Raw genomic sequence first — 20,968 nt, 5'->3', positions numbered from 1 at the left:
TTAAAAAAACCTTTTTTAGCTACTAAAAGTTTAATTTTGGATTAATGAGGAAAAAAATATTTTTGCTGATTATTGTTTTAATGAGTACTGCTTTAATTGGGATCATTTCAGTACAAGTTTTTTGGATTAAAAACACTGTTCAAATTACCGAAGAACAATTTACAGCAAACGTACAGTTTGTATTAGCAAAGGTTTCTGAAGATATTGGTCAACGTGAATTTGATAATTTCTATCAAAAATTTGTTGAAAATTATAAAGAAGGTGAGCAGGTTGAAAAATCTGATGTTATTAAATTTATTTTTGAAAAAGTAGATACTACTAATAATGAGCGATTTACATTTTCGCAAAGTATTATAGAGCAAAATTATAAAGTGCCTACAGAGTTCTTTGAAAATGATTCGGTTTACTTTAAAGAAATTTTTAGTAAAGAAGAAATTGTAGTTGTTAAAGATCAAAGCTTAGACAACCATAACAATTTAATAAATCCTCCTGTTGAACGAATGATAAAAACAGGAAGATTTGTTCGTGCTGAAAAAGCAAATATTGAACCTTTATTTGATGTTTATACAAGTAAATTACCCATTCATAAAAGAGTGAGTAATAATGAAATAATGGTTCGATTAGATAGAGAATTGAAGCGAAAAGGAATTGAAACCAATTTTAAATATGGTGTTTATAGCAATGGTTTAGCAACTCAGCTAAAATCGGGCTATTTTAGAAAAGAAGTTGGTAAAAGTTACATGGTTCCAATGTTTGTAAATGCAAATGGAGTAAGTGATTTTCAATTGTATGTAACTTTTCCTGAAAAGAAAAATTTCATATTAGCTTCTATTTCAAAAATATTAGCTTTATCAGTTTTCTTTATTTTAATAATTATTTTGGCTTTTGTTACCGCGTTGTATCAGTTAATTAGACAAAAACAAATTTCTGAAATAAAAACAGATTTTATTAATAATATGACCCACGAGTTTAAAACACCTATTGCAACAATAAATTTAGCATTAGATGCCATTAAAAACCCGAAAATTATTAATGACAGAGAAAAAGTAGAGCGCTATGTAAAAATGATTCGTGATGAAAATAAGCGAATGCATACGCAAGTAGAAAATGTGTTGCGTATTTCTAAATTGGAGAAAAACCAATTAAATGTAAGCAAAGAAGTTGTAGATATTCATGACATTATTGAAGAAGCTGTAACGCACGTTGATTTAATGGTGAATGATAGAGGCGGTTTTATAAAATTAAAATTAGAAGCTAGTTTAACTGAAGTAAATGGGAACGAATTTCATTTAAACACCATAATTGTAAATATGCTTGAAAATGGAATTAAATATTCTACAGAAGCACCAGAAATAACAATAATTACAGAAAATACCGCTAAGGAAATTGTAATTATGATACAAGATAAAGGTATTGGAATGAGCAAAAGTGTTCAAAAACATATCTTTAAAAAGTTTTATAGAGAAGAAACAGGAAATATTCATAATGTGAAAGGACACGGTTTAGGACTTTCATATGTGAAAAAAATAGTAGAAATTCATCGAGGTGAAGTATTTGTAGAAAGTGAAAAAGGAGTAGGAAGCACTTTCACAATTAAACTCCCTTTAATTTAAATAATATGGAAAACAATAAAATTTTATTAGTTGAAGACGATCCTAATTTTGGAACAGTATTAAAAGATTATTTAACGTTAAATGATTATAACGTTACACACGCAAAAGACGGATTAGAAGGGTTGATTATGTTTAAAAATGATGACTTTGATATTTGTATTTTAGATGTTATGATGCCAAGAAAAGATGGTTTTTCTTTAGCTAAAGATATTAGGTCTACCAATTCTGAAGTGCCAATTATATTTTTAACGGCAAAAACAATGAAAGAAGATGTTTTAAAAGGTTATCAAGCTGGAGCTGATGATTATTTAAATAAGCCTTTTGACTCTGAAGTATTGTTGTATAAAATTAAAGCTATTTTACAACGTAAAGAATCTGAAAAAAGTACAGAAGAAGATGCCTTTGAATTTAAGATTGGAAAATTTGAATTTAATTCAAAATTACGTCACTTATCTTATCAAGGTGGAGATGTTCAAAAACTGTCTCCAAAAGAAAGTAAATTGTTAAAAATGTTGGCTGTTCATAAAAATGATTTAATGCCACGTGAGTTGGCTTTAACAAAAATATGGAGAGATGATAATTACTTTACATCTAGAAGTATGGACGTTTATATTGCAAAGCTGAGAAAATATTTAAAACAAGACGAAAATGTTGAAATTTTAAACATTCACGGAGAAGGCTTTAGGTTAATTGAAAAAGTTTAACAGCAAAAAAATAAGATTAAAAATCCCCTTTCAAATAAAAAATAGAAAGGGGATTTTTTTTGTAATAAACTACTTTAGCGTTTAGCAATAATTTTTTTAACGTATTATACAAGTTTCTTGTATATTTCACCTTAAATTTAAGGGCATAAATTATAAATAAAAAATCATGGCACAGTTTATAAAATTATACAATGAAAATCCTAACGAGCGTGATATTGAAAAGGTTATAAAAGTTTTAAAAAAGGGAGGTTTAATAATTTACCCTACAGATACTGTGTATGGTTTGGGTTGCGATATTACTAATAATAAAGCTTTAGAAAAAATTGCTAAAATTAAAGGAGTAAAATTACAGAAAGCTAAATTTTCGTTTATCTGTTCAGATTTAAGTAACCTTTCAGACTATGTTAAACAAATTGACACAGCAACATTTAAAATTTTAAAAAGAGCGCTTCCAGGACCGTATACCTTTATTTTACCAGGGAATAATAACTTGCCAAAAGTTTTTAAAAATAAATCTACCGTTGGTATTAGAGTGCCAAACAATAATATTATAAGAGAGTTAGTAAAACATTTAGGAAATCCAATTGTATCTACTTCAATTCATGATGAAGATGATATTATTGAATATACAACTGATCCTGAATTAATTTATGAAAAATGGCAAGATATTGTTGATGTTGTTATTGACGGAGGTTATGGTGATAATGTACCTTCTACCGTAATTGATTTGTCTGAAGGTGAAATAGAAGTAATTCGTGAAGGAAAAGGAAGTATTGATAATTTATAAGTCTGAAAATGTTTTATTTCCTTCAATAAAATAGTTCCAAACAATACTTTTAATTTTATAATAAGTGTTTTTTTGATGAGATTTTTTTCTCTTTTTTAGCATTTTTGGTAAATAATGGTAAAAGCTAAAATGAGCTCTAATAATTGCCAATGTATGAATAGGACGCAATTCTAACAAAAATTTTACACCAGCAACACCATCTAAAATAAGCCGTACAAATATAACAGGGATCAATTTATTTGTTGGTATATTTTTCACCAATGAAAAAAGACTGTTTCTAAAATTTAAAAAAGATTTTCTTGGACTTTCTTCCTTCAATGTTGCACCTCCAACATGAAAAACTGTTGAAGTTCCTACATATTTTATAGTGTGATTAAAGTTTTGAGCTCTCCAACACAAATCAATCTCTTCTTGATGTGCAAAGTAGTCTTCATCAAAACCTTGTAATTCATGAAATACTTTGGCTCTAATAAAAAAACAAGCTCCAGAAGCCCAAAAAATTTCTGTAGTATCATTAAATTGTTCCGTATCTTTTTCAATGGTATCAAACAAACGGCCTCTACAATAAGGATATCCAAAGGCATCAATAAAACCGCCACCGGCACCTGCATATTCAAACCTAGTTTTGTTTTTAAAATCTAATATTTTTGGTTGAATTATAGCTGTTTTTGGCTCGTTTTCAAAAGTTGAAATAATAGGTTGCAACCAGTTTTCGGAAACTTCAATATCAGAATTTATCAAGGCATAAACAGCTGCATTTATATGTTGTAAAGCATCATTATAACCTTTTGCATAGCCGCCATTTTGTTTGTTTTGTACAATTTTAACAGTTGGAAAGTTTTCAGTAATAAATTGAACAGAAGCATCGGTTGATGCGTTGTCTGCTACATAAATTTCAACGCCTTCATATTTGCTGAATTTTATGACAGAAGGTAAAAACTGTTCTAGTAATTTTTTACCGTTCCAATTTAAGATGACAATGGCTATTTTCACAAGTGCAAACTTACTTTAAAAGATAGAATTAAATTCAAATTTTATGAATTATTAGCGTAGTTAGGAATATTTTCTAGAAATACATAACATTCATTCTCAAGATCCATTTTACAAAAATAATGCGTTAATCCATTAGTTACAATTAAGTAATTGGCTTTTAATTTTAAATTATACCGGGCAATTTGATCAAAAGTTGCTTGCGTAATTTTTACTGAAGGCGCTTTACATTCAACAATAATTTCAGGAAGTCCTAATGTGTTAAAAACCAAAACATCGGTTCTTTTTGTTAAGTTATTGATTGTGAGTTTTTTTTCAACAGCAATTAATGAAATAGGGTACTTTTTTTCTTCAATTAAATAATGAACAATGTGTTGACGAACCCATTCTTCAGGAGTTAAAACCATATATTTTTTTCGTATGATATCAAAAATAGCATAGTTATTTTCTTTACTTTTGATTTTGAATGTATATGTGGGCAAATTCAATGGCTGCATACAGCAAAAATGCTAAATTTTTTTATGAAATGAGTGATGTTGCTAAAATAGTTTCAGATATAAAAAATGGAAATATTAAGCCTATTTATTTTTTAATGGGTGAAGAGCCTTATTATATTGATAAAATATCGGAATATATTGAGACCAATATTTTATCTGAAGAAGAAAAAGGTTTCAACCAAATGGTTTTATATGGTAGAGATGTAACTATTGATGAGGTGGTTGATAATGCCAAGCGATTTCCTATGATGGCTGAACGCCAAGTTATTGTTGTAAAGGAAGCCCAAGATTTATTTAGAACTATTGAGAATTTAGCTGCATACGCATTAAACCCACAACCTTCAACGGTTTTGGTATTATGTTATAAATACAAAAAAATTGACAAGCGCAAAGCTTTGTATAAAGCTATTAGTAAAAGCGGAAATGGACTGGTGTTTGAAAGCGCAAAGTTTTATGAGAATCAAGTTCCTGAATGGATCAATAGAGTTTTGGCAGGTAAAAAATATAAAATTGAACCCAAAGCCAATTTAATGTTGGTAGAGTTTTTAGGAACTAATTTAAGTAAAATTAGCAATGAATTAGATAAGCTGTTAGTTATATTACCAGCAGGATCTACTATTACCGCTAAAGATATTGAAGAAAATATTGGAATAAGTAAAGACTATAATAATTTTGAACTGCGTAAAGCTGTTGGAGCAAGAGATGTGTTAAAGGTAAATACCATTATTAATTATTTTGGACAAAACCAAAAGGCAAATCCTTTAATTATGACAATTTCGTTATTGAACAGTTTTTTTACACAACTACTTATTTTTCATAGTTTACAAGATAAATCAAAAAATAGCGCAGCACGAGCATTGAAGGTAAGCCCTTATTTTATTTCTGATTACGTGGTTGCAGCACGAAATTATCCAATGCGTAAGGTTTCTCAAGTTATTGGTTTATTGCGAGATGCTGATGTAAAGTCAAAAGGAGTAGGAGCCAATGCGCTTCCTGCAAAAGATATTTTAAAGGAATTATTGTTTAAAATTATCCATTAAAACTATTTTGTTATTCCTGTGAAATCGTCACCCTGAACTTGATTCAGGGTCTCATTCATTTAGATGAAATTTTTCAAATAAAATTGTCATTCTTTCGTATAAGGGAATCTATTTTATTGAAGTTTAAAACTTATTCTGACTGGTTACTTGTTTCGTGAGATACTTCACTTTGTTCAGTATGACAATTCATTGTTAATAGTTAAACCAAACAACCAAAATATTGTCATTACGAGAAGCGGTAGCGACGTGGTAATCTTTCTCATTGAAGTTTAAAACACCTTATTTCTATTTTAAAGGGCTAGATGCCAAGATGAACTGGTTATGACAGTAAAAAGAAAAACGTTTTTTTCTATGAAAACTTTTACATTCTTAAACCACTAAACATCATAAACTATTTATCCACGGTAATTCGTTCAGGTCTATTTGCCAATTCCCAAGCGGTAAAAAACACCAATTTGGTTCGTTTAGCTAATATATTGTAATTGATTTTGTCAGGAGTGTCTGATGGTTTGTGATAATCTTGATGTGTTCCGTTGAAATAAAAAATTATAGGAATGTTGTTCTTGGCAAAATTATAATGATCAGATCTGTAATAAAACCGATTTGGGTCATTGTCATCATTATAAGTATAGTCCAATGTTAATTGGGAGAAATTTTTATTTATTTCTTCTGAAATTAGATGTAGCTCCGTACTTAATTTATCTGAGCCAATAACATAAACAAAATCAGGATTATCTTTATGTGCATCGTCCACTCTTCCAATCATATCAATGTTTAAATTGGCAACTGTATTTTTTAAAGGAAAAATAGGGGAGTTCACATAATATTTTGAGCCTAACAATCCTTTTTCTTCTCCGGTAACGTGTAACAATAAAATTGAACGTTTAGCTCCATTTCCTTCATCTTTTGTCTTTTGAAATGCTTCTGCAATTTTTAATAAAGCCACAGTACCTGATCCATCATCATCGGCTCCGTTATAAATATCTTCTTCTGTCATTCCAAGATGGTCATAATGTGCCGAAACTACAATTATTTCTTCTGGCTTTTCTGTTCCTTCAATAAATGCCACAACATTTTCTGAAGGTTTTAAACCTGGTTTTAAGTGTTTAGTAGGAATGGTTTGAAAATACGTTGAGTCACCTAAAGGAGAAGCAATATGTTTACTCTTATAAAAATCCTTTAAGAAATTTGCCGCTAATTTTTGTCCAGGTTCTCCTGTGTTTCTACCTTCAAATTCATCAGAAGCTACTATGTATAAAAGAGTTTTTAAGTCATCTTCAGCAATAATTTCAGCATATTTTTTCGAAAGTTCACCTGTTACAATTTCAATTTTATTGGTTGAAATTTGGGCGTTTGTAAAAAAAACAAAAGTGAAAATAAATAAAAAAGAAAAAAAGTGTTTCATAATATGTGGCTGATGTATCAAATTTAATAAAATAGTTAGCTGTTGTTAATAGTAAACTGTTTTAAACTTTTGTTAAAGCTAATAAGTTTGGAGTCAAAAAGTTGATTTAAATTGTTGTTTTCAATAAGATCTTCGGTTTTTCCGGCGGTAAATTTTGATGGGGACATTAACCAAAGTTCATCTGCAATTTGCAAAGCCAAATTTATTTCGTGTGTTGAAACAATAATGGTTTTGTTGAAATCTTTAGCTAACTTTTTTAATAGGGTAAAAGTGTTTATGGTGTGATGTAAGTCTAGATGAGCCGTTGGCTCGTCTAACACAATTATAGGTGTGTTTTGAGCTAGTGCTCTGGCAACCATAACTTTTTGAAGTTGACCATCACTTAATTCAAAACACTTTTTTTGCATTAAATGTTGCGTGTTTGTTTGTTCAAATGATGCTTGAATGATTTGTAAATCATTGGTTGTTAAATAGCCAATCCAATTGGTAAAAGGTTGTCTTCCTAAAGCAACCAATTCATACACGGTTAAGCTAGAATCTGGCAATCTTTCTGTTAAAACTAAACTCAATGTTTTTGCAAGATCTGGATTTGTTAAATCTTCTAACTTTTTATCATTAATAAAAACTTCTCCTTCTAACACAGGTTGTACTTTGGTTAGTGTTCTTAATAAGGTAGATTTACCAATACCATTTTTACCTAATAAACAAACAAGGTTTCCGCTTTCTAATTCAATATTTAAATTAGAAGCAATGGTGTTTACTTCTTTTTTAGAGGCGTAACCAATACTTAAATTAGCAGTTTTTATAATATGTTTAGTCGTTTGTTTCATTAATAATAAATCTTTCTTTTACGTACTAATAACCAAATTATAATAGGCGCACCAAATAAAGATGTAATGGCATTAATTGGAAGTGTGTATTCACTGTTAGGTACTTGTGCAATACTGTCGCAAAGCAACATTATTATGGCGCCACAAATTGCTACAGCAGGTAATAATGTTTTATGATTTGAAGTATTAAACAATAGTTTTGTTAAATGTGGTACAGCCAAACCTATAAATGCAATTGGTCCTGAAAAAGCTGTAATTACACCTGTTAGTAAGCTAGTTGCTATTAAAGTTATGTTTCTTGTTAGTTTTACATTTACGCCCATACTTTTGGCGTAGTTTTCACCTAACAGTAAACTGTTTAATGGTTTTATAATAAAGGTAACTAGTGTAATTCCAAGTATAAAAATACTAAGTAAAGCTGATATTTCTTTCCAGCTTAAATTTCCTAAGCTTCCAAAACTCCAAAACATATATTGTTGTAATTCACTAGCACTACTAAAATATGCCAATACACTTATTACAGAGGAGGTAATGCTTCCAAACATTAAACCAATAATTAAAATAGACATGGTATTGCGCACTTTTAAGGCTGCTAACATTACGGCTGCAAGTACTAAAAAAGCACCTGCACTGGCGGCAATTGCTAAGCCAAAATTGGTGAATGCATAACTGGTAATATTTGCTCCTAAAAAAGAGGCACCTAAAATTAAAATGGCAACTCCTAAACTAGCACCTGAACTTATTCCTAACACAAACGGACCAGCCAATGGGTTTCTAAACAATGTTTGCATTAACAGTCCGCTAATTGACAATCCTGAGCCTACAATAATTGCTGTAATTGCTTTTGGTAAACGATAGTTTAATATAATGGTTCGCCAAGCTTCTTTTTCAACGTCACCATTTATCAAAGTTAAAAACAACTGTTTCAACGGAATGTTTACTGAGCCTAAACTAATATTTAAAAACGTACTAACAAGTAATACAATTAGTAAAAGAGCAAATGTGTTTTTATATGATTTTAAAGGAGTTAACAAGCGTAATTATTTAAAAAGTTAACTAATTGTTCAATGGCTTTTCCTCTGTGGCTAATGGCTCCTTTTTCTGTTATATTCATTTCCGCAAAAGATTTTTGATATCCTGTAGGCATAAAAATTGGATCATATCCAAATCCGCTATTTCCAGTTTTTTTTGTTAAAATTTCTCCTGTACAAATACCTTCAAATACAAACTGTTCTCCTTCAATATTTAGTGCAACAGCTGTTCTAAATTGTGCTTTTCTGTGGGTATTTTCACCAAGCTCCAGCAACAGCTTAGTCATATTTGCTTCAGCATTATTTTCTGGGCCAGCATATCTTGCTGAAAAAACACCAGGCTCATTATTTAAGGCTTCAACTTCTAATCCAGTATCATCGGCAAAACAATTTAAACCATACTTTTTAGTAATATAATTTGCTTTTAAAATAGCATTACCTTCTAATGTTTTTGCAGTTTCAGGAATATCATCAAAACAATTAATTTCAGCCAAGCTAACAATTTCAAAATTGGTTAACATTGCTTGAACTTCTTTCAATTTATTTTTATTATTAGTGGCAAACACCAATTTTAATTTACTCATGATGGTATGGTTCGTTTTTTAAAATGGTAAAACCTCGGTACAATTGTTCAACAACAAATAAGCGAATCATTTGATGAGAAAAAGTCATTTTTGATAAAGATATTTTTCCTTGTGCTTTTTTGTACACAGCATTTGAAAAACCGTAAGGTCCACCAATTACTATAACTAGTTGCTTAATACCTGAATTCATTTTTTTTTGAAGAAAAGAAGAGAATTCTAAAGATCTAAATTCTTTTCCTTTTTCGTCCAATAAAATTAATTGATCTGTAGCAGCCAATTTTTTTAAAATTAGTTCGCCTTCTTTTTCTTTTTGTTGAACTTCACTTAGATTCTTTACATTTTTAATGTCTGGAATCACTTCTAATTGAAAATTAATATAGTGTTTCAATCTATTTTGATAGCGTTCAATAAGTAGCTGTAAATTTTTATCATCGGTTTTACCAATGGCCAATAATTTAATTTTCATTTGGCAAATATAAAAAGAATTAAAGATGAATCTTTTGAAAATAAAAAAGTTATTTTTGTATATCTAAAAATGCAAAATAGAAATGATTACGAAAGAACAATTTGAAAAAGAATTAGATATTATTATTGCAAATGCCATTAGAGAAGATGTTGGAGATGGCGATCATAGTTCATTGGCTTGTATTCCTGCTGAAGCCACAGGTAAAGCTAAATTACTAGTGAAAGATCACGGAATTATTGCTGGAGTTGAAATGGCAAAAAGAGTGTTTAATTATGTAGATGCTACCTTACAAGTTGAAACACTTATAAATGATGGAGAAGCTGTTCAATTTGGAGATATTGTTTTTTATGTTGAAGGAAGTTCGCAATCAATCTTAAAATCAGAACGTTTAGTGTTAAATATAATGCAACGTATGAGTGCCATTGCTACCAAAACAAATAAATTTATGCATTTGTTAGAAGGTACAAAAACAAAAGTGTTAGATACTAGAAAAACAACACCAGGAATTAGAGCTATTGAAAAATGGGCTGTTTTAATAGGTGGAGGAGTTAATCATCGGTTTGCATTGTATGATATGATTATGTTAAAGGATAATCATATAGATTTTTCAGGAGGTGTTACGCAAGCCATTGAAAAAACTAAAAAGTATTTGAAAGAGCATAATTTAGATTTAAAAATTATTGTTGAAGCTAGAAGTTTAGAGGAAATTGAAAAAATATTGGCTTGTGGTGGTATTCATAGAATATTAATAGACAATTTTAATTATGAAGATACGCGTAAAGCGGTTGAATTAATTGGAGATCAATGTCAATCTGAATCTTCAGGTGGTATTAATTTGCAAACTGCAAGAAAATATGCTGAATGTGGTGTAGATTTTATTTCTTCAGGTGCTTTAACACATTCTGTATACAATATGGATTTAAGTTTAAAAGCTGTAAAATAATTAGAATGGCTGCTTATTTTGATGATGAAACATTTAAAGGAATAGATTTTACTAAAAAAGTAATTGTAAAAGGTGAATATGATAATTGTACTTTTTTAAATTGTAATTTTTCTGGAATTTATGCTTCCAACATAGGTTTTATTGAATGTGAATTTATCAATTGTAATTTTAGCAATGCAGACATTAGCAATACTGCATTTAAAACAGTTACTTTTATAGAGTGTAAAATGTTAGGACTCAAATTTAACAAATGTGACCCATTTTTATTAGCCTTAAACTTTAAAGATTGTCAGTTAAATGTATCGTCATTTTATCAGTTAAACGTTCCAAATATTAGTTTTGTAAATTGTAATCTTCAAGAAGTAGATTTTACTGAAGCTAATATTTCAAAAGGTGTTTTTGATAATTGTGATTTAAGAAATGCCGTTTTTAATAGAACCAAATTAGAAAAAGCAAACTTTAGTTCAGCTTATAATTTTAATATAAATCCAACAAATAACTTCATTAAAAAGGCATTATTTTCAAAAGAGAATGTAATTGGTTTGTTAGAATCATTTGATGTAAGGTTGGAGTAAAATAAACATGACAAAAATTGTTGAAGACAAATTAGCTACTATTCCAATATTAAGTTCATTGGTTGTATTCGGGAAAAAAATTAAAATTCCAGGATTACACGGTTTGTCTTTATATGATGTTTTAGAAATGTATATTATTGGAATAGTTAGAGGTGCTTTAACGGCTAGAGCAGGTGGTATTGCCTTTAGTTTTTTTATGGCTTTATTTCCTTTTTTGCTATTTATTTTAACATTAATTCCTTTTGTTCCTATTGAAGGATTTCAAGTAGATTTTATAAAAACTATTGAAAGCTTATTACCACCAAATACTGGTGGAGTGGTGAGCAGTGTAATTTCAGATATTGCAAACAATAGGTACGGAGGGTTACTATCATTTGGTTTTGTAGCCTCAATTTTTTTAATGACTAACGGTGTAAATGCCGTTTTAGGAGCTTTTGAATATTCGTACCATATTAAAGAAATGCGCAATATTATTAAACAATATATGGTATCAATGGCAATGGCATTAATTTTGTCTGCAATACTAATAAGTTCAATAGCAATAAATGTATATTTTGCCATAGGAATCCACGATTTAACAGAAAAAGGTTGGGTGCAAAACGAAGGTTTTTGGGTGAAAATAGGTGGAGGAATCTTCTTTTTAGTTTTAATTTTGGTTTCAGTTTCATTTTTGTACAAATACGGAACCAAAAAATCTAAAGATTTTACATATTTACCTGGTGCTATTTTAACCACTTTATTAACCATTGTAATGTTTCGTTTATTTGCCATTTATGTAGTCAAATTTTCTACCTATAATGAGTTGTATGGCTCTATTGGAACTTTATTAGTGTTAATGTTATTTGTGTGGTTGAACTCCATAATTTTATTACTTGGTTTTGAACTAAATGCAAGTATCAACCGTTTGAAAGATTTACATATTAAAAATTAAAGATGAAAGTAATAGCAATGATACCAGCTCGTTTTGAAGCGAGTCGTTTTCCAGGGAAATTAATGAAAGATTTAGCCGGGAAAACCGTTATTTTAAGAACCTATGAAGCTGCAAAAAACGCAAATTTATTTTCAGAAGTTTATGTAGTTACGGACAGTGAAATTATTTTTAATGAAATTGTTTCTAACGGCGGAAAAGCAATTATGAGTATAAAAGAGCATGAGTCTGGAAGCGATCGTATTGCTGAAGCTGTAGCAAATTTAGATGTTGATATTGTGGTAAACGTACAAGGTGATGAACCTTTTATTCAAAAAGATGCATTGTACAATTTATTAGATGTTTTTAAAAGCGATGCTCAAAAAGAAATAGCCATTGCTTCTTTAAAAATTAAAATGGAAGATGAAGCAGATATTCACAATCCAAACAATGTAAAAGTAGTGACTGATGAGTATAACTTTGCCATGTATTTTTCAAGATCTCCTATTCCATATCCACGAGAAAAATCAACAGCAACATATTTTAAACATATTGGTATTTATGCATTTAGAAAAGAAGCGCTTTTAAAATTTACGCAGTTGCCAATAAATGAGCTGGAAGCAACTGAAAAATTAGAAAATTTACGTTTTTTAGCTAACGGTTTAAAAGTGAAAATGGTTGAAACCAATGAAATTGCAATTGGTATTGATACTCCTGAAGATTTAGAAAAGGCAAATGCTATTTTTAAAAACAACTAAAAATGAATGTAACACCTGAAACCATTATAAGTATTATTATAGGAATTGGATTAGCCGCTTCAGTAGGTTTTCGAATTTTTGTACCGCTATTTGCATTAAGTTTGGCTTCTTTTTATGGTGTTATTCCACTAAATGAAACGTGGGAATGGGTTGGAAGTTCAACTTCAATTTTAATTTTAGGAATCGCAACAGTGGTTGAAATTTTAGCTTATTTTATTCCTTGGCTCGATAATTTATTAGATACTATTGCTGTTCCGTTAGCAGCAGTTGCGGGTACAGCAGTAATGGTAGCAACCGTTTCAAATTTAGACCCAACTATTACTTGGGCATTAGCTATAATTGCTGGTGGAGGAACTGCTACAGCCATAAAAGGTTCAACAAGTACTACACGTTTAGCTTCAACAGCTACAACAGCTGGTGTTGCAAACCCTGTAATTTCAACTGTTGAAACAGGAACATCAATTGTAATGGCTGTTTTTGCTATATTTTTACCAATAGTTGCAATTGTTTTAGTGGTAATTATTTTATGGCTATTGTTTAAAGTTTTCAAATTATTTAAACCTTCAAAATCAATAAAATGAGTATTTCGCAAGAATCAAAAAACTTTATAAAGTCTTTACAAATTATTCACATTTTTTTATTAATTGGTGTTTTAGGCTTTTCAGGTTATGTAAGTTATACATTAAAAGAAGAACTATTTTTTTCGTATCAAGAGGATAAAGCATTTCTGTTTTTAGCAATAATTATTGCATACATAGGAAATTTGTCTAGTAAATTTATCTATGCCAAGCTGCTAAATAAAATTCCAGAAAAAGCTAGTTTACCTAAAAAAGGAGCTAAATTTAGTACGGCACATATTTTTAGAATGGCCTTATTAGAATTTCCAGCATTGTTGTGTGTTATTTTTGTTTTGTATACAAACAATAGTTTTTATTTTATATTGGTAGGTATCTTAGTTTTTTTGATGTTGGTCTCATTTCCTACAAAATCATCCTTTGAAAAGGATATTCCATTAACAATAATGGAAAAATCAATGCTTGAAAAACTTTAAATAGTTTTTTTTATTTCTGATATTTGCAAACTAATTTTTTTAAATGGCACAAAAACCAACTATACCAAAAGGAACTCGTGATTTTTCACCTACTGAAGTTGCAAAACGTAATTATATTTTTGCAAGTATAAAACAAGTGTTTGAAACTTTTGGATTTCAACCTATTGAAACACCTTCCTTTGAAAATTATGGAACCTTAATGGGGAAATATGGAGAAGAAGGCGATCGTTTAATTTTTAAAATCTTAAACTCTGGAGATTATTTAAAAAAGGTTGATGAGACGCTATTACAAGCCAAAGAAAGTAATAAGTTGACGCCTAAAATTTCTGAAAAAGCATTGCGATATGATTTAACAGTTCCGTTTGCGCGTTATGTTGTGCAACATCAAAACGACATTGAATTTCCTTTTAAAAGATATCAAATGCAACCAGTTTGGCGTGCAGATAGACCTCAAAAAGGAAGATTTAGAGAGTTTTACCAATGTGATGCAGATGTAGTTGGAAGCAAAGGTTTGTGGCAAGAAGTAGAATTTGTACAATTATATGATGAAGTTTTTAGTAAGTTAAAATTAACTGGTACGACTATCAAGTTGAATAACCGTAAAATTTTAGCTGGTATTGCCGAAATTATTGGTGCTAAAGATAAATTAATAGATTTTACAGTAGCTTTAGATAAGTTAGATAAGATTGGTGCAGAAGGAGTTACAAAAGAAATGATTTCAAAAGGAATCACAACAGCAGCTATTGAAAAAGTACAACCATTATTTCATTTTAATGGTAGTAATCAAGAAAAAATTACGCAGTTGCAAGAAATGCTTGCGGAGTCTGAAGAAGGATTACAAGGTGTAAAAGAATTACGTTTTGTAGTTGATAATATTGAAATTTTAGGATTGCAATCGGCAAAACTAGATTTAGATGTAACCTTAGCGCGTGGTTTAAATTATTACACAGGTGCTATTTATGAAGTTTCTGCGCCTGACGGTGTAAAAATGGGTTCTATTGGTGGTGGAGGTAGATATGATGATTTAACCGGAATTTTTGGTTTAAAAAATGTTAGCGGTGTAGGTATTTCATTTGGATTAGATCGTATTTATTTGGTTTTAGAAGAGTTGAATTTGTTTGATGCTGTTGAATTGCCAAAGCCAAAAGTGTTGTTTATTAATTTTGGAGAAACAGAAGCTGCATTTTGTATGAAAGCTTTAGCTGAACTTAGAAAATTAAACATAAAATCAGAATTATACCCTGAAAATGCTAAAATGAAAAAACAAATGAATTATGCAAATAGAAGAGAAATTCCTTTTGTTGTTTTAGTAGGTGCAGATGAAGTTAAGAATAATATATATACATTAAAAAATATGCAAACAGGTGAACAACAAGCTTGTAGTTTAGAAGAATTACTTAAAATCACCGTATAACTTTAAAACAAAGTTGTAAATTTGCACGTTAAATAAAAGAAAAAGAATGTTTGAATCAAAAAACATAATGATAGATAAAATAGATGAAATGGGAGATGATCACATTGGATCTTCTGCTAAAACGCCTTTAAGAGCTGATGCGTTTGATATTTCAAACGAAGAAAAAAGAAATCGTATTGAAGCGAGCGTTCGAGATATTTTGGATACTTTAGGTATGGATTTGGAAGATGATAGTATCAAAGGTACACCAAGAAGAGTGGCAAAAGCTTTTGTAAACGAACTTTTTGGAGGCTTAGACCCTGCAAATAAACCAAAATTATCAACTTTTGATAACAATTATAATTATGGTGAAATGTTGGTAGAAAAAAACATTACGGTGTATTCTACCTGTGAGCACCACTTATTGCCAATTATTGGGAGAGCACATGTAGCTTATATTTCAAACGGAAAAGTAATTGGTTTGTCTAAAATGAACCGAATTGTTGATCATTATGCAAAACGCCCACAAGTACAAGAGCGTTTAACAATGCAAGTAGTGCAAGCTTTGCAAGAAGCAATGGGAACAAAAGATGTAGCTTGTGTAATTGATGCAAAACATTTATGTGTAAATTCTAGAGGTGTTAAAGATATTGCAAGTAGCACTGTTACTGCTGAATTTGGTGGTAAGTTTAAAGATCCTGCAGTAAAAAAAGAGTTTATGGATTATATTAATTTAGAGACTACTTTTGAATAAAAATTTTATAAAAACTATTTAAAAATTACTTTGTTGAAAAATGAAGTAATTTTTTTTTACCTAATGTAAATGAAAAAAGGATTTGTACTAGTATTACTTTTTATAAGCTGTATGCATTTGGTTTATAGTCAGGAAAATAAATCTGACTTAGACGGAAATCTTTGGAGCGATATTAAAAAAGATGGTGTAAAAATGTGGGGAGGTTTAAAGCATACCTATACACAACCACTTCGATGGAAAAAGAAAGATTGGCTTACCTTTGGAGGTGTTGCTGCCGGAACTGTAATTTTGTATATGTATGATGAGCAAACTTCAGAATATTTTATAGAACAAGGTGAAACAGCACCTAATTTTTTAAAGCAATTTGGGTGGTATTACGGAAGTCCTCAAAACTTTTTTATGATTACTAGCGGAATTTATGCCTATGGTTTACTTGCAAAAAATGACGCTTGGAGAGATGCAGGGATTCTTATTGTAACGTCAGCAGTAGCCTCTGGTTTTATTCAAACTATTACAAAAAATGTTGTTGGTAGAGCACGTCCTTCTGAAGGTGTTGGTAGCAATGTTTTTAAACCGTTTAGCAGAGAAGGTTCTTACCATTCGTTTCCTTCAGGACATACTATGTTGTCAATAACCGCTTCACACGCTATAGCCAAGCAATTTGATAATCTTTGGGTAAAAGGTGGAATTTACGCTGTTGGATTAATAGCTCCTATTTCTCGTTTGTGGGAAGGCGCTCATTGGTTAACTGATGTGGTTTTGGGTGGTGTAATTAGTATTGTTGTGGTTGATAGTATTGATAATTATTTTCACAAAAATGATATGTATCTTCACAAAAAAGAGAAAATGGTTTCTTGGAATTTAAAAGCAGGTGTAGGTACAATTGGAGTAGTTGGTACGTTTTAATAAAGCTAAAAAGTATTCTAAAAAGAGTTATTTTGGTGCTAATAAATTAAAAGGGTACATAGGTATATTTCTACATATCCAAAATACAATTATAATAACAAGTATAATTATGGGTGTTTTAGGGTGGTATATGTAATTGTAATAGTGTTTTTTAAAAATAGCATTCACACTAATTACACTAAAATGATACAAGAGTACACCTAAACCAAAAACATATAATAAATTTTGTTGAAGTACTCCTAAAAAATTAAAATTCAATAATTGATGTGTAGCGCGTTGACTTCCGCAGCCGGCGCAATAAAATCCAGTTGTTAAATAAAACGGACATTTGGGTAAAAAATCAACTTCGCTAGGGTTAATAAAAACATAAATAGAGGCAAGTGCTACAATAAGAACAGCCGCAACAATATGTTTAAAAGTCATTAAATTCTCCATTTTGGTATGCAAAGAATATAATAGCGCCATAAATTAACACAAACAATGTGGCAACTACCAATCCAGAAATGAATCCCCATTTTGTCCATTTTTTGGCTTCTTTTGAAGCGTGAGCAGCACCTGCATAGTCACCAACTGCAAATTTTGAATTTACTTGACTAGCAAATACAATACCTACAATTCCAAAAGGTTGACAACAAAATATAGTGATAAGAATAGATTCAATTAGGTAATTTTTAGGTTGAGTTTCGTTCATGTTTTTTAGAATTATGGGTGCATTTTTATTTTGAAAAATCTAAAATACAAAAAATTAAAGAGCCGCTGATACTCTATGGAAAATAAAATGTATTTCCCCAGCTATTTGCTTATTTAATGCTGCATATTCTTCTGCTTTATTGATACTGTGTTCAAAGTTGTTTATGTTGTTGAAAGGCATTTCAAATTGTTGAATGGCTTCTGGAATTATTTCAAAGGCATTATTTGTAATTGCAAAAAATGGAGACGGATTTAAGTCATGATTGTATAATTTTGAAAATACCAATATTGGTTTAATGTAATTGTGATACCCAATTGCATACGTTGGATTTTGGTGAGAAAATTCTATAATTTTAAAAGTAAAACCAACTTTTTGAAGTGTTTTAACTGTTTTTCTATGAAATGAAGTCACATTTGTACCGCCTGAAAAACTATTGATGTTTGATAGCTTAAAATAGTGTGCAGCATAAGTACTCCAAACCTGTGAAATTTGGCTACGTTGGCTATTGTTTGTAGAAATATAATTTAGGTTTACAGTTTTATTTTGTTTTAAAGTTTGCACTATTGCCGTAGCAATAGATTCTAGTAATACTAGTTTGTTTTCAGAAATTTGCAATTCTTTAAAGGCTGTTATAAAAAAATCTTTGGTATTTGTTGAAATAGTTTCATTCATGCGCGTAACTTTGCACAAGTATAAAAAATTAGTAATACGTTTATATTTCTAAAAAATTAATATAAAGTTAAAAAATGGGTTTTAATATTGGAGATAAGGTATCTGTGATTGATGATGTGATTACTGGAAAGGTAATTGAAGTGCATCCAACTAAAATTGTTTTGGAAACTTCAGATGGTTTTCCATTTGAGTTTGCGCCAAAAGAATTGGTGGTTATTAAACAAAATCAGGCCGACCTTTCTAAATACAGTGATATTTCAAATGAAGCTCTTTTGAGGCAAAAGGAAGAGTTTTCAGCAAAGAAAAAAACTATAAAATTTAAAACTGATGTGAAGCCAGAGAAACAACCTCCTATGGAAGTTGATTTGCATATTCATAATTTAACAGCTTCAGTAAAAGGCTTAGATAATTATGATATGTTAACCATTCAAATGGATCACGCCAAACACAAATTAGAGTTTGCAATTAGAAACCGAATACCAAAAATTGTTTTTATTCACGGAGTAGGTGCTGGTGTGCTAAAAAGTGAATTAGAATATATGTTCAAAAATTACCCTGTACAATATTATGAGGCTTCCTATAAAAAATATGGTTTAGGAGCTACAGAAGTGTATGTATACCAAAACCCTAAAAATTAATCGTCAATATCCACTTCGAATTCATCACCAAACGCTAAAGTTTCAAAAAATATACGGTCACCATCATCTTCATAAAATAATAAATGAGAGAATGTAATTAAGTAGCTGTAACCAGTTAATTCGGTGTCGTCATCTTCATCATAAACTTCGCTAGTGGTAATTGAAATTGTTCCACTTTCAGCAATTAATTCAGTGGTTACTGTTGGTGTTGTTGGAGGAATAGCTTGGCAAAAATAATTACCGTCAATACCATCATTAAAAATACGATATACAACTTCACGCGTTGAAGAAACATCATAAGTAGCTGTACCAACTTCAGTTCCTAATTCATCATCAATTAAGGTGATAACCATTGCTTCAGTACCAGAAGAGTTGGTAACATACACAATATTATTGTCCCAACATCCATACACTTCATCTTCAAAATCAAAATCTGGAACGCTAAAATCACCATCGTTACAAGAAACGATTGTGAATGCAATAAAAAGTGTCAATAGTTTTTTCATGTCTTTTGTATATATGCAACAAAAATAATTGTTTTAAGTAATTCTACACTAATTGATGCCAACTATTTTAATTACTTTTGTTTTGATGAAACAAATCTATTTAGACAACGCTGCAACTACACCAATATTACCTGAAGTAATGGATACTATTACGAAGGCTATGATGACTAATTATGGAAATCCATCATCAACACATCAGTTTGGTAGAAAGGCGAAATCAGCTGTAGAAACAGCGCGAAAAAATATAGCTAAATGTTTAAATGCTTCGGCAAATGAAATTATTTTTACTGCCGGTGGAAGTGAAGCAGATAATTTAGTGCTTCAAAATGCTGTAAAAAATTTAGGTGTTACTACTATTATTTCATCAAAAATAGAACATCATGCAGTGTTGCATACTATAGAAAATTTAGTGAAAGAATACCATATAAAAGTAAATTGGGTTGATGTTGATGCGCAAGGAAATATAAATATGCAGCATTTAGAAACATTATTACAACAACCTAATGAACAACTATTGGTGAGTTTAATGTACATTAATAATGAAATTGGCAATTTGTTAGATGTTGCAAAAGTTTCTGATTTATGTATTGCAAACAATGCTTTTTTTCATTGTGATGCTGTACAAGCAATTGGACATTATGCTATTGATGTTCAAAAAACTCCTATTGATTTTTTTGCGGCAAGTGCACATAAATTTCACGGACCTAAAGGTGTTGGTTTTGCGTATGTAAAAAAAGGTTTTGGTATTTTTCCTATGTTACACGGTGGTGAACAAGAAAAAGGCGCTAGAGCTGGTACTGAAAATGTACATAGTATTTTAGGAATGGAAAAAGCGCTCACAATTGCTACTGCAAATATTGACGTAGAAACTACTCAAATACAAGCTATTAAAAGTTATTTTATTGAAGAATTAAAAGTGAATTTTGAGGGACTTCAATTTAATGGTGTTTCAGAAAACAGTGATAAAAGCAGTTATGTTATTTTAAATGTTCGCTTTCCAAAGGAATATGCAATGTTGCTATTTAACTTAGATTTAAAAGGAATTGCGGTTTCTGGTGGAAGTGCTTGCCAAAGTGGAAGCAATAAAGGTTCACACGTATTGCATACTATTTTAAACGAAACAGAGGCGCAAAAAACTTCGGTGCGTTTTTCATTTAGCAAGTTTATAACTAAAGAAGATATAGACTATGTTATTGCAACTTTAAAAGGATTGATTGTATAGTTTTT

The 20,968-nt window shown here is 30.2% G+C and carries 26 protein-coding genes; 15 read left to right on the top strand and 11 right to left on the bottom strand.

Translation table 11 applies throughout. The features are described from left to right. Positions 1-44: 44 nt before the first annotated feature. From ACFQ5N_RS10705 to ACFQ5N_RS10695, 3 genes are all read left to right on the top strand, one after another. On the top strand, positions 45-1,613 hold the full coding sequence (locus tag ACFQ5N_RS10705; protein WP_386809496.1) for a sensor histidine kinase: 1,569 nt from the start codon (positions 45-47) through the stop codon (positions 1,611-1,613). A 5-nt stretch (positions 1,614-1,618) separates the two neighbouring features. Next, on the top strand, positions 1,619-2,317 hold the full coding sequence (locus ACFQ5N_RS10700; protein ID WP_386809495.1) for a response regulator transcription factor: 699 nt from the start codon (positions 1,619-1,621) through the stop codon (positions 2,315-2,317). 166 nt (positions 2,318-2,483) lie between these two features. Next, entirely contained in the window at positions 2,484-3,104 is a 621-nt protein-coding gene (locus ACFQ5N_RS10695) for an L-threonylcarbamoyladenylate synthase (protein ID WP_386809494.1), read from the top strand. Here the strand turns inward: ACFQ5N_RS10695 and ACFQ5N_RS10690 are convergent. Together ACFQ5N_RS10690 and ACFQ5N_RS10685 are read right to left on the bottom strand one after the other, a co-directional pair. Next, positions 3,099-4,097: a glycosyltransferase family 2 protein gene (locus ACFQ5N_RS10690; protein WP_386809493.1), complete on the bottom strand. Its 999-nt coding sequence runs from the start codon at positions 4,095-4,097 to the stop codon at positions 3,099-3,101. The two genes, ACFQ5N_RS10695 and ACFQ5N_RS10690, sit on opposite strands and share 6 nt — an antisense overlap. Before the next feature lie 41 nt (positions 4,098-4,138). After that, entirely contained in the window at positions 4,139-4,591 is a 453-nt protein-coding gene (locus ACFQ5N_RS10685; protein ID WP_386809492.1) for a type I restriction enzyme HsdR N-terminal domain-containing protein, read from the bottom strand. Positions 4,592-4,620: 29 nt separating this feature from the next. On the opposite strand from ACFQ5N_RS10685, the gene holA reads away from it, so the two are divergent. After that, positions 4,621-5,631, top strand: coding sequence for a DNA polymerase III subunit delta (holA, locus tag ACFQ5N_RS10680; protein WP_386809720.1), 1,011 nt, complete (start codon positions 4,621-4,623; stop codon positions 5,629-5,631). 391 nt (positions 5,632-6,022) lie between these two features. Here holA and ACFQ5N_RS10675 read toward each other — a convergent pair whose 3' ends face one another. Genes ACFQ5N_RS10675 through rlmH form a run of 5 tightly spaced genes read right to left on the bottom strand, consistent with a single transcriptional unit; the run spans position 6,023 to position 9,947 of the window. Next, positions 6,023-7,036 carry a M28 family metallopeptidase gene (locus ACFQ5N_RS10675; RefSeq protein ID WP_386809491.1) on the bottom strand — a complete coding sequence of 338 codons (1,014 nt, stop codon included), beginning with the start codon at positions 7,034-7,036 and terminating at the stop codon, positions 6,023-6,025. A 35-nt stretch (positions 7,037-7,071) separates the two neighbouring features. Continuing rightward, a complete protein-coding gene (locus ACFQ5N_RS10670) occupies positions 7,072-7,866 on the bottom strand; it encodes an ABC transporter ATP-binding protein (RefSeq protein WP_386809490.1) in 795 nt (264 codons plus the stop codon). Then, positions 7,866-8,900 carry a FecCD family ABC transporter permease gene (locus ACFQ5N_RS10665; RefSeq protein ID WP_386809489.1) on the bottom strand — a complete coding sequence of 345 codons (1,035 nt, stop codon included), beginning with the start codon at positions 8,898-8,900 and terminating at the stop codon, positions 7,866-7,868. The genes ACFQ5N_RS10670 and ACFQ5N_RS10665 overlap by 1 nt, the downstream gene beginning before the upstream one ends. After that, positions 8,894-9,481, bottom strand: coding sequence for a non-canonical purine NTP diphosphatase (locus ACFQ5N_RS10660; RefSeq protein WP_386809488.1), 588 nt, complete (start codon positions 9,479-9,481; stop codon positions 8,894-8,896). The genes ACFQ5N_RS10665 and ACFQ5N_RS10660 overlap by 7 nt, the downstream gene beginning before the upstream one ends. After that, on the bottom strand, positions 9,474-9,947 hold the full coding sequence (gene rlmH, locus ACFQ5N_RS10655) for a 23S rRNA (pseudouridine(1915)-N(3))-methyltransferase RlmH (RefSeq protein WP_386809487.1): 474 nt from the start codon (positions 9,945-9,947) through the stop codon (positions 9,474-9,476). Before rlmH ends, ACFQ5N_RS10660 begins: the two co-directional genes overlap by 8 nt. A gap of 82 nt (positions 9,948-10,029) precedes the next feature. Between rlmH and nadC the strand changes: the two genes are divergently transcribed. From nadC to ACFQ5N_RS10610, 9 genes are all read left to right on the top strand, one after another. Beyond that, positions 10,030-10,890, top strand: coding sequence for a carboxylating nicotinate-nucleotide diphosphorylase (gene nadC / locus ACFQ5N_RS10650; RefSeq protein WP_386809486.1), 861 nt, complete (start codon positions 10,030-10,032; stop codon positions 10,888-10,890). Positions 10,891-10,895: 5 nt separating this feature from the next. Further along, positions 10,896-11,465 carry a pentapeptide repeat-containing protein gene (locus ACFQ5N_RS10645; RefSeq protein WP_386809485.1) on the top strand — a complete coding sequence of 190 codons (570 nt, stop codon included), beginning with the start codon at positions 10,896-10,898 and terminating at the stop codon, positions 11,463-11,465. 7 nt (positions 11,466-11,472) lie between these two features. Beyond that, positions 11,473-12,396, top strand: a complete 924-nt coding sequence (locus ACFQ5N_RS10640) for a YihY/virulence factor BrkB family protein (protein WP_386809484.1) — start codon at positions 11,473-11,475, stop codon at positions 12,394-12,396. Positions 12,397-12,398: 2 nt separating this feature from the next. After that, entirely contained in the window at positions 12,399-13,130 is a 732-nt protein-coding gene (gene kdsB, locus ACFQ5N_RS10635; protein WP_386809483.1) for a 3-deoxy-manno-octulosonate cytidylyltransferase, read from the top strand. 2 nt (positions 13,131-13,132) lie between these two features. Continuing rightward, positions 13,133-13,711 (top strand): DUF4126 domain-containing protein, encoded by a 579-nt coding sequence (locus ACFQ5N_RS10630; RefSeq protein ID WP_386809482.1) that lies wholly within the window; start codon positions 13,133-13,135, stop codon positions 13,709-13,711. Continuing rightward, a complete protein-coding gene (locus tag ACFQ5N_RS10625; RefSeq protein ID WP_386809481.1) occupies positions 13,708-14,181 on the top strand; it encodes a hypothetical protein in 474 nt (157 codons plus the stop codon). Before ACFQ5N_RS10630 ends, ACFQ5N_RS10625 begins: the two co-directional genes overlap by 4 nt. A gap of 43 nt (positions 14,182-14,224) precedes the next feature. Continuing rightward, entirely contained in the window at positions 14,225-15,595 is a 1,371-nt protein-coding gene (gene hisS / locus ACFQ5N_RS10620; RefSeq protein ID WP_386809480.1) for a histidine--tRNA ligase, read from the top strand. Between the two features lie 46 nt (positions 15,596-15,641). Next, on the top strand, positions 15,642-16,328 hold the full coding sequence (gene folE / locus ACFQ5N_RS10615) for a GTP cyclohydrolase I FolE (protein ID WP_386809479.1): 687 nt from the start codon (positions 15,642-15,644) through the stop codon (positions 16,326-16,328). A 69-nt stretch (positions 16,329-16,397) separates the two neighbouring features. Beyond that, positions 16,398-17,234 (top strand): phosphatase PAP2 family protein, encoded by an 837-nt coding sequence (locus ACFQ5N_RS10610; protein ID WP_386809478.1) that lies wholly within the window; start codon positions 16,398-16,400, stop codon positions 17,232-17,234. Positions 17,235-17,261: 27 nt separating this feature from the next. Here ACFQ5N_RS10610 and ACFQ5N_RS10605 read toward each other — a convergent pair whose 3' ends face one another. Genes ACFQ5N_RS10605 through ACFQ5N_RS10595 form a run of 3 tightly spaced genes read right to left on the bottom strand, consistent with a single transcriptional unit; the run spans position 17,262 to position 18,597 of the window. Further along, a complete protein-coding gene (locus ACFQ5N_RS10605; protein WP_386809477.1) occupies positions 17,262-17,657 on the bottom strand; it encodes a DUF2752 domain-containing protein in 396 nt (131 codons plus the stop codon). Beyond that, positions 17,647-17,925, bottom strand: coding sequence for a CD225/dispanin family protein (locus tag ACFQ5N_RS10600; RefSeq protein ID WP_386809476.1), 279 nt, complete (start codon positions 17,923-17,925; stop codon positions 17,647-17,649). The genes ACFQ5N_RS10605 and ACFQ5N_RS10600 overlap by 11 nt, the downstream gene beginning before the upstream one ends. 54 nt (positions 17,926-17,979) lie before the next feature. Continuing rightward, positions 17,980-18,597: a hypothetical protein gene (locus ACFQ5N_RS10595; RefSeq protein ID WP_386809475.1), complete on the bottom strand. Its 618-nt coding sequence runs from the start codon at positions 18,595-18,597 to the stop codon at positions 17,980-17,982. A 74-nt stretch (positions 18,598-18,671) separates the two neighbouring features. Between ACFQ5N_RS10595 and ACFQ5N_RS10590 the strand changes: the two genes are divergently transcribed. Next, complete coding sequence (locus ACFQ5N_RS10590; RefSeq protein ID WP_386809474.1) at positions 18,672-19,235, top strand: DNA mismatch repair protein MutS; 564 nt, start codon at positions 18,672-18,674, stop codon at positions 19,233-19,235. On the opposite strand, the gene ACFQ5N_RS10585 is transcribed toward ACFQ5N_RS10590, so the two are convergent. Then, positions 19,232-19,741 (bottom strand): hypothetical protein, encoded by a 510-nt coding sequence (locus ACFQ5N_RS10585; RefSeq protein ID WP_386809473.1) that lies wholly within the window; start codon positions 19,739-19,741, stop codon positions 19,232-19,234. The genes ACFQ5N_RS10590 and ACFQ5N_RS10585 overlap by 4 nt on opposite strands. A gap of 85 nt (positions 19,742-19,826) precedes the next feature. On the opposite strand from ACFQ5N_RS10585, the gene ACFQ5N_RS10580 reads away from it, so the two are divergent. Next, a complete protein-coding gene (locus tag ACFQ5N_RS10580) occupies positions 19,827-20,963 on the top strand; it encodes a cysteine desulfurase family protein (RefSeq protein ID WP_386809472.1) in 1,137 nt (378 codons plus the stop codon). Positions 20,964-20,968 lie beyond the last annotated feature (5 nt).

The sequence above is a fragment of the Lutibacter holmesii genome (genome assembly GCF_042679665.1).
Lineage (GTDB): Bacteria > Bacteroidota > Bacteroidia > Flavobacteriales > Flavobacteriaceae > Lutibacter > Lutibacter holmesii.
The sequence above is the reverse complement of the archived record's forward strand: the minus strand, read 5'-3'. Positions and strand labels throughout refer to the sequence as shown.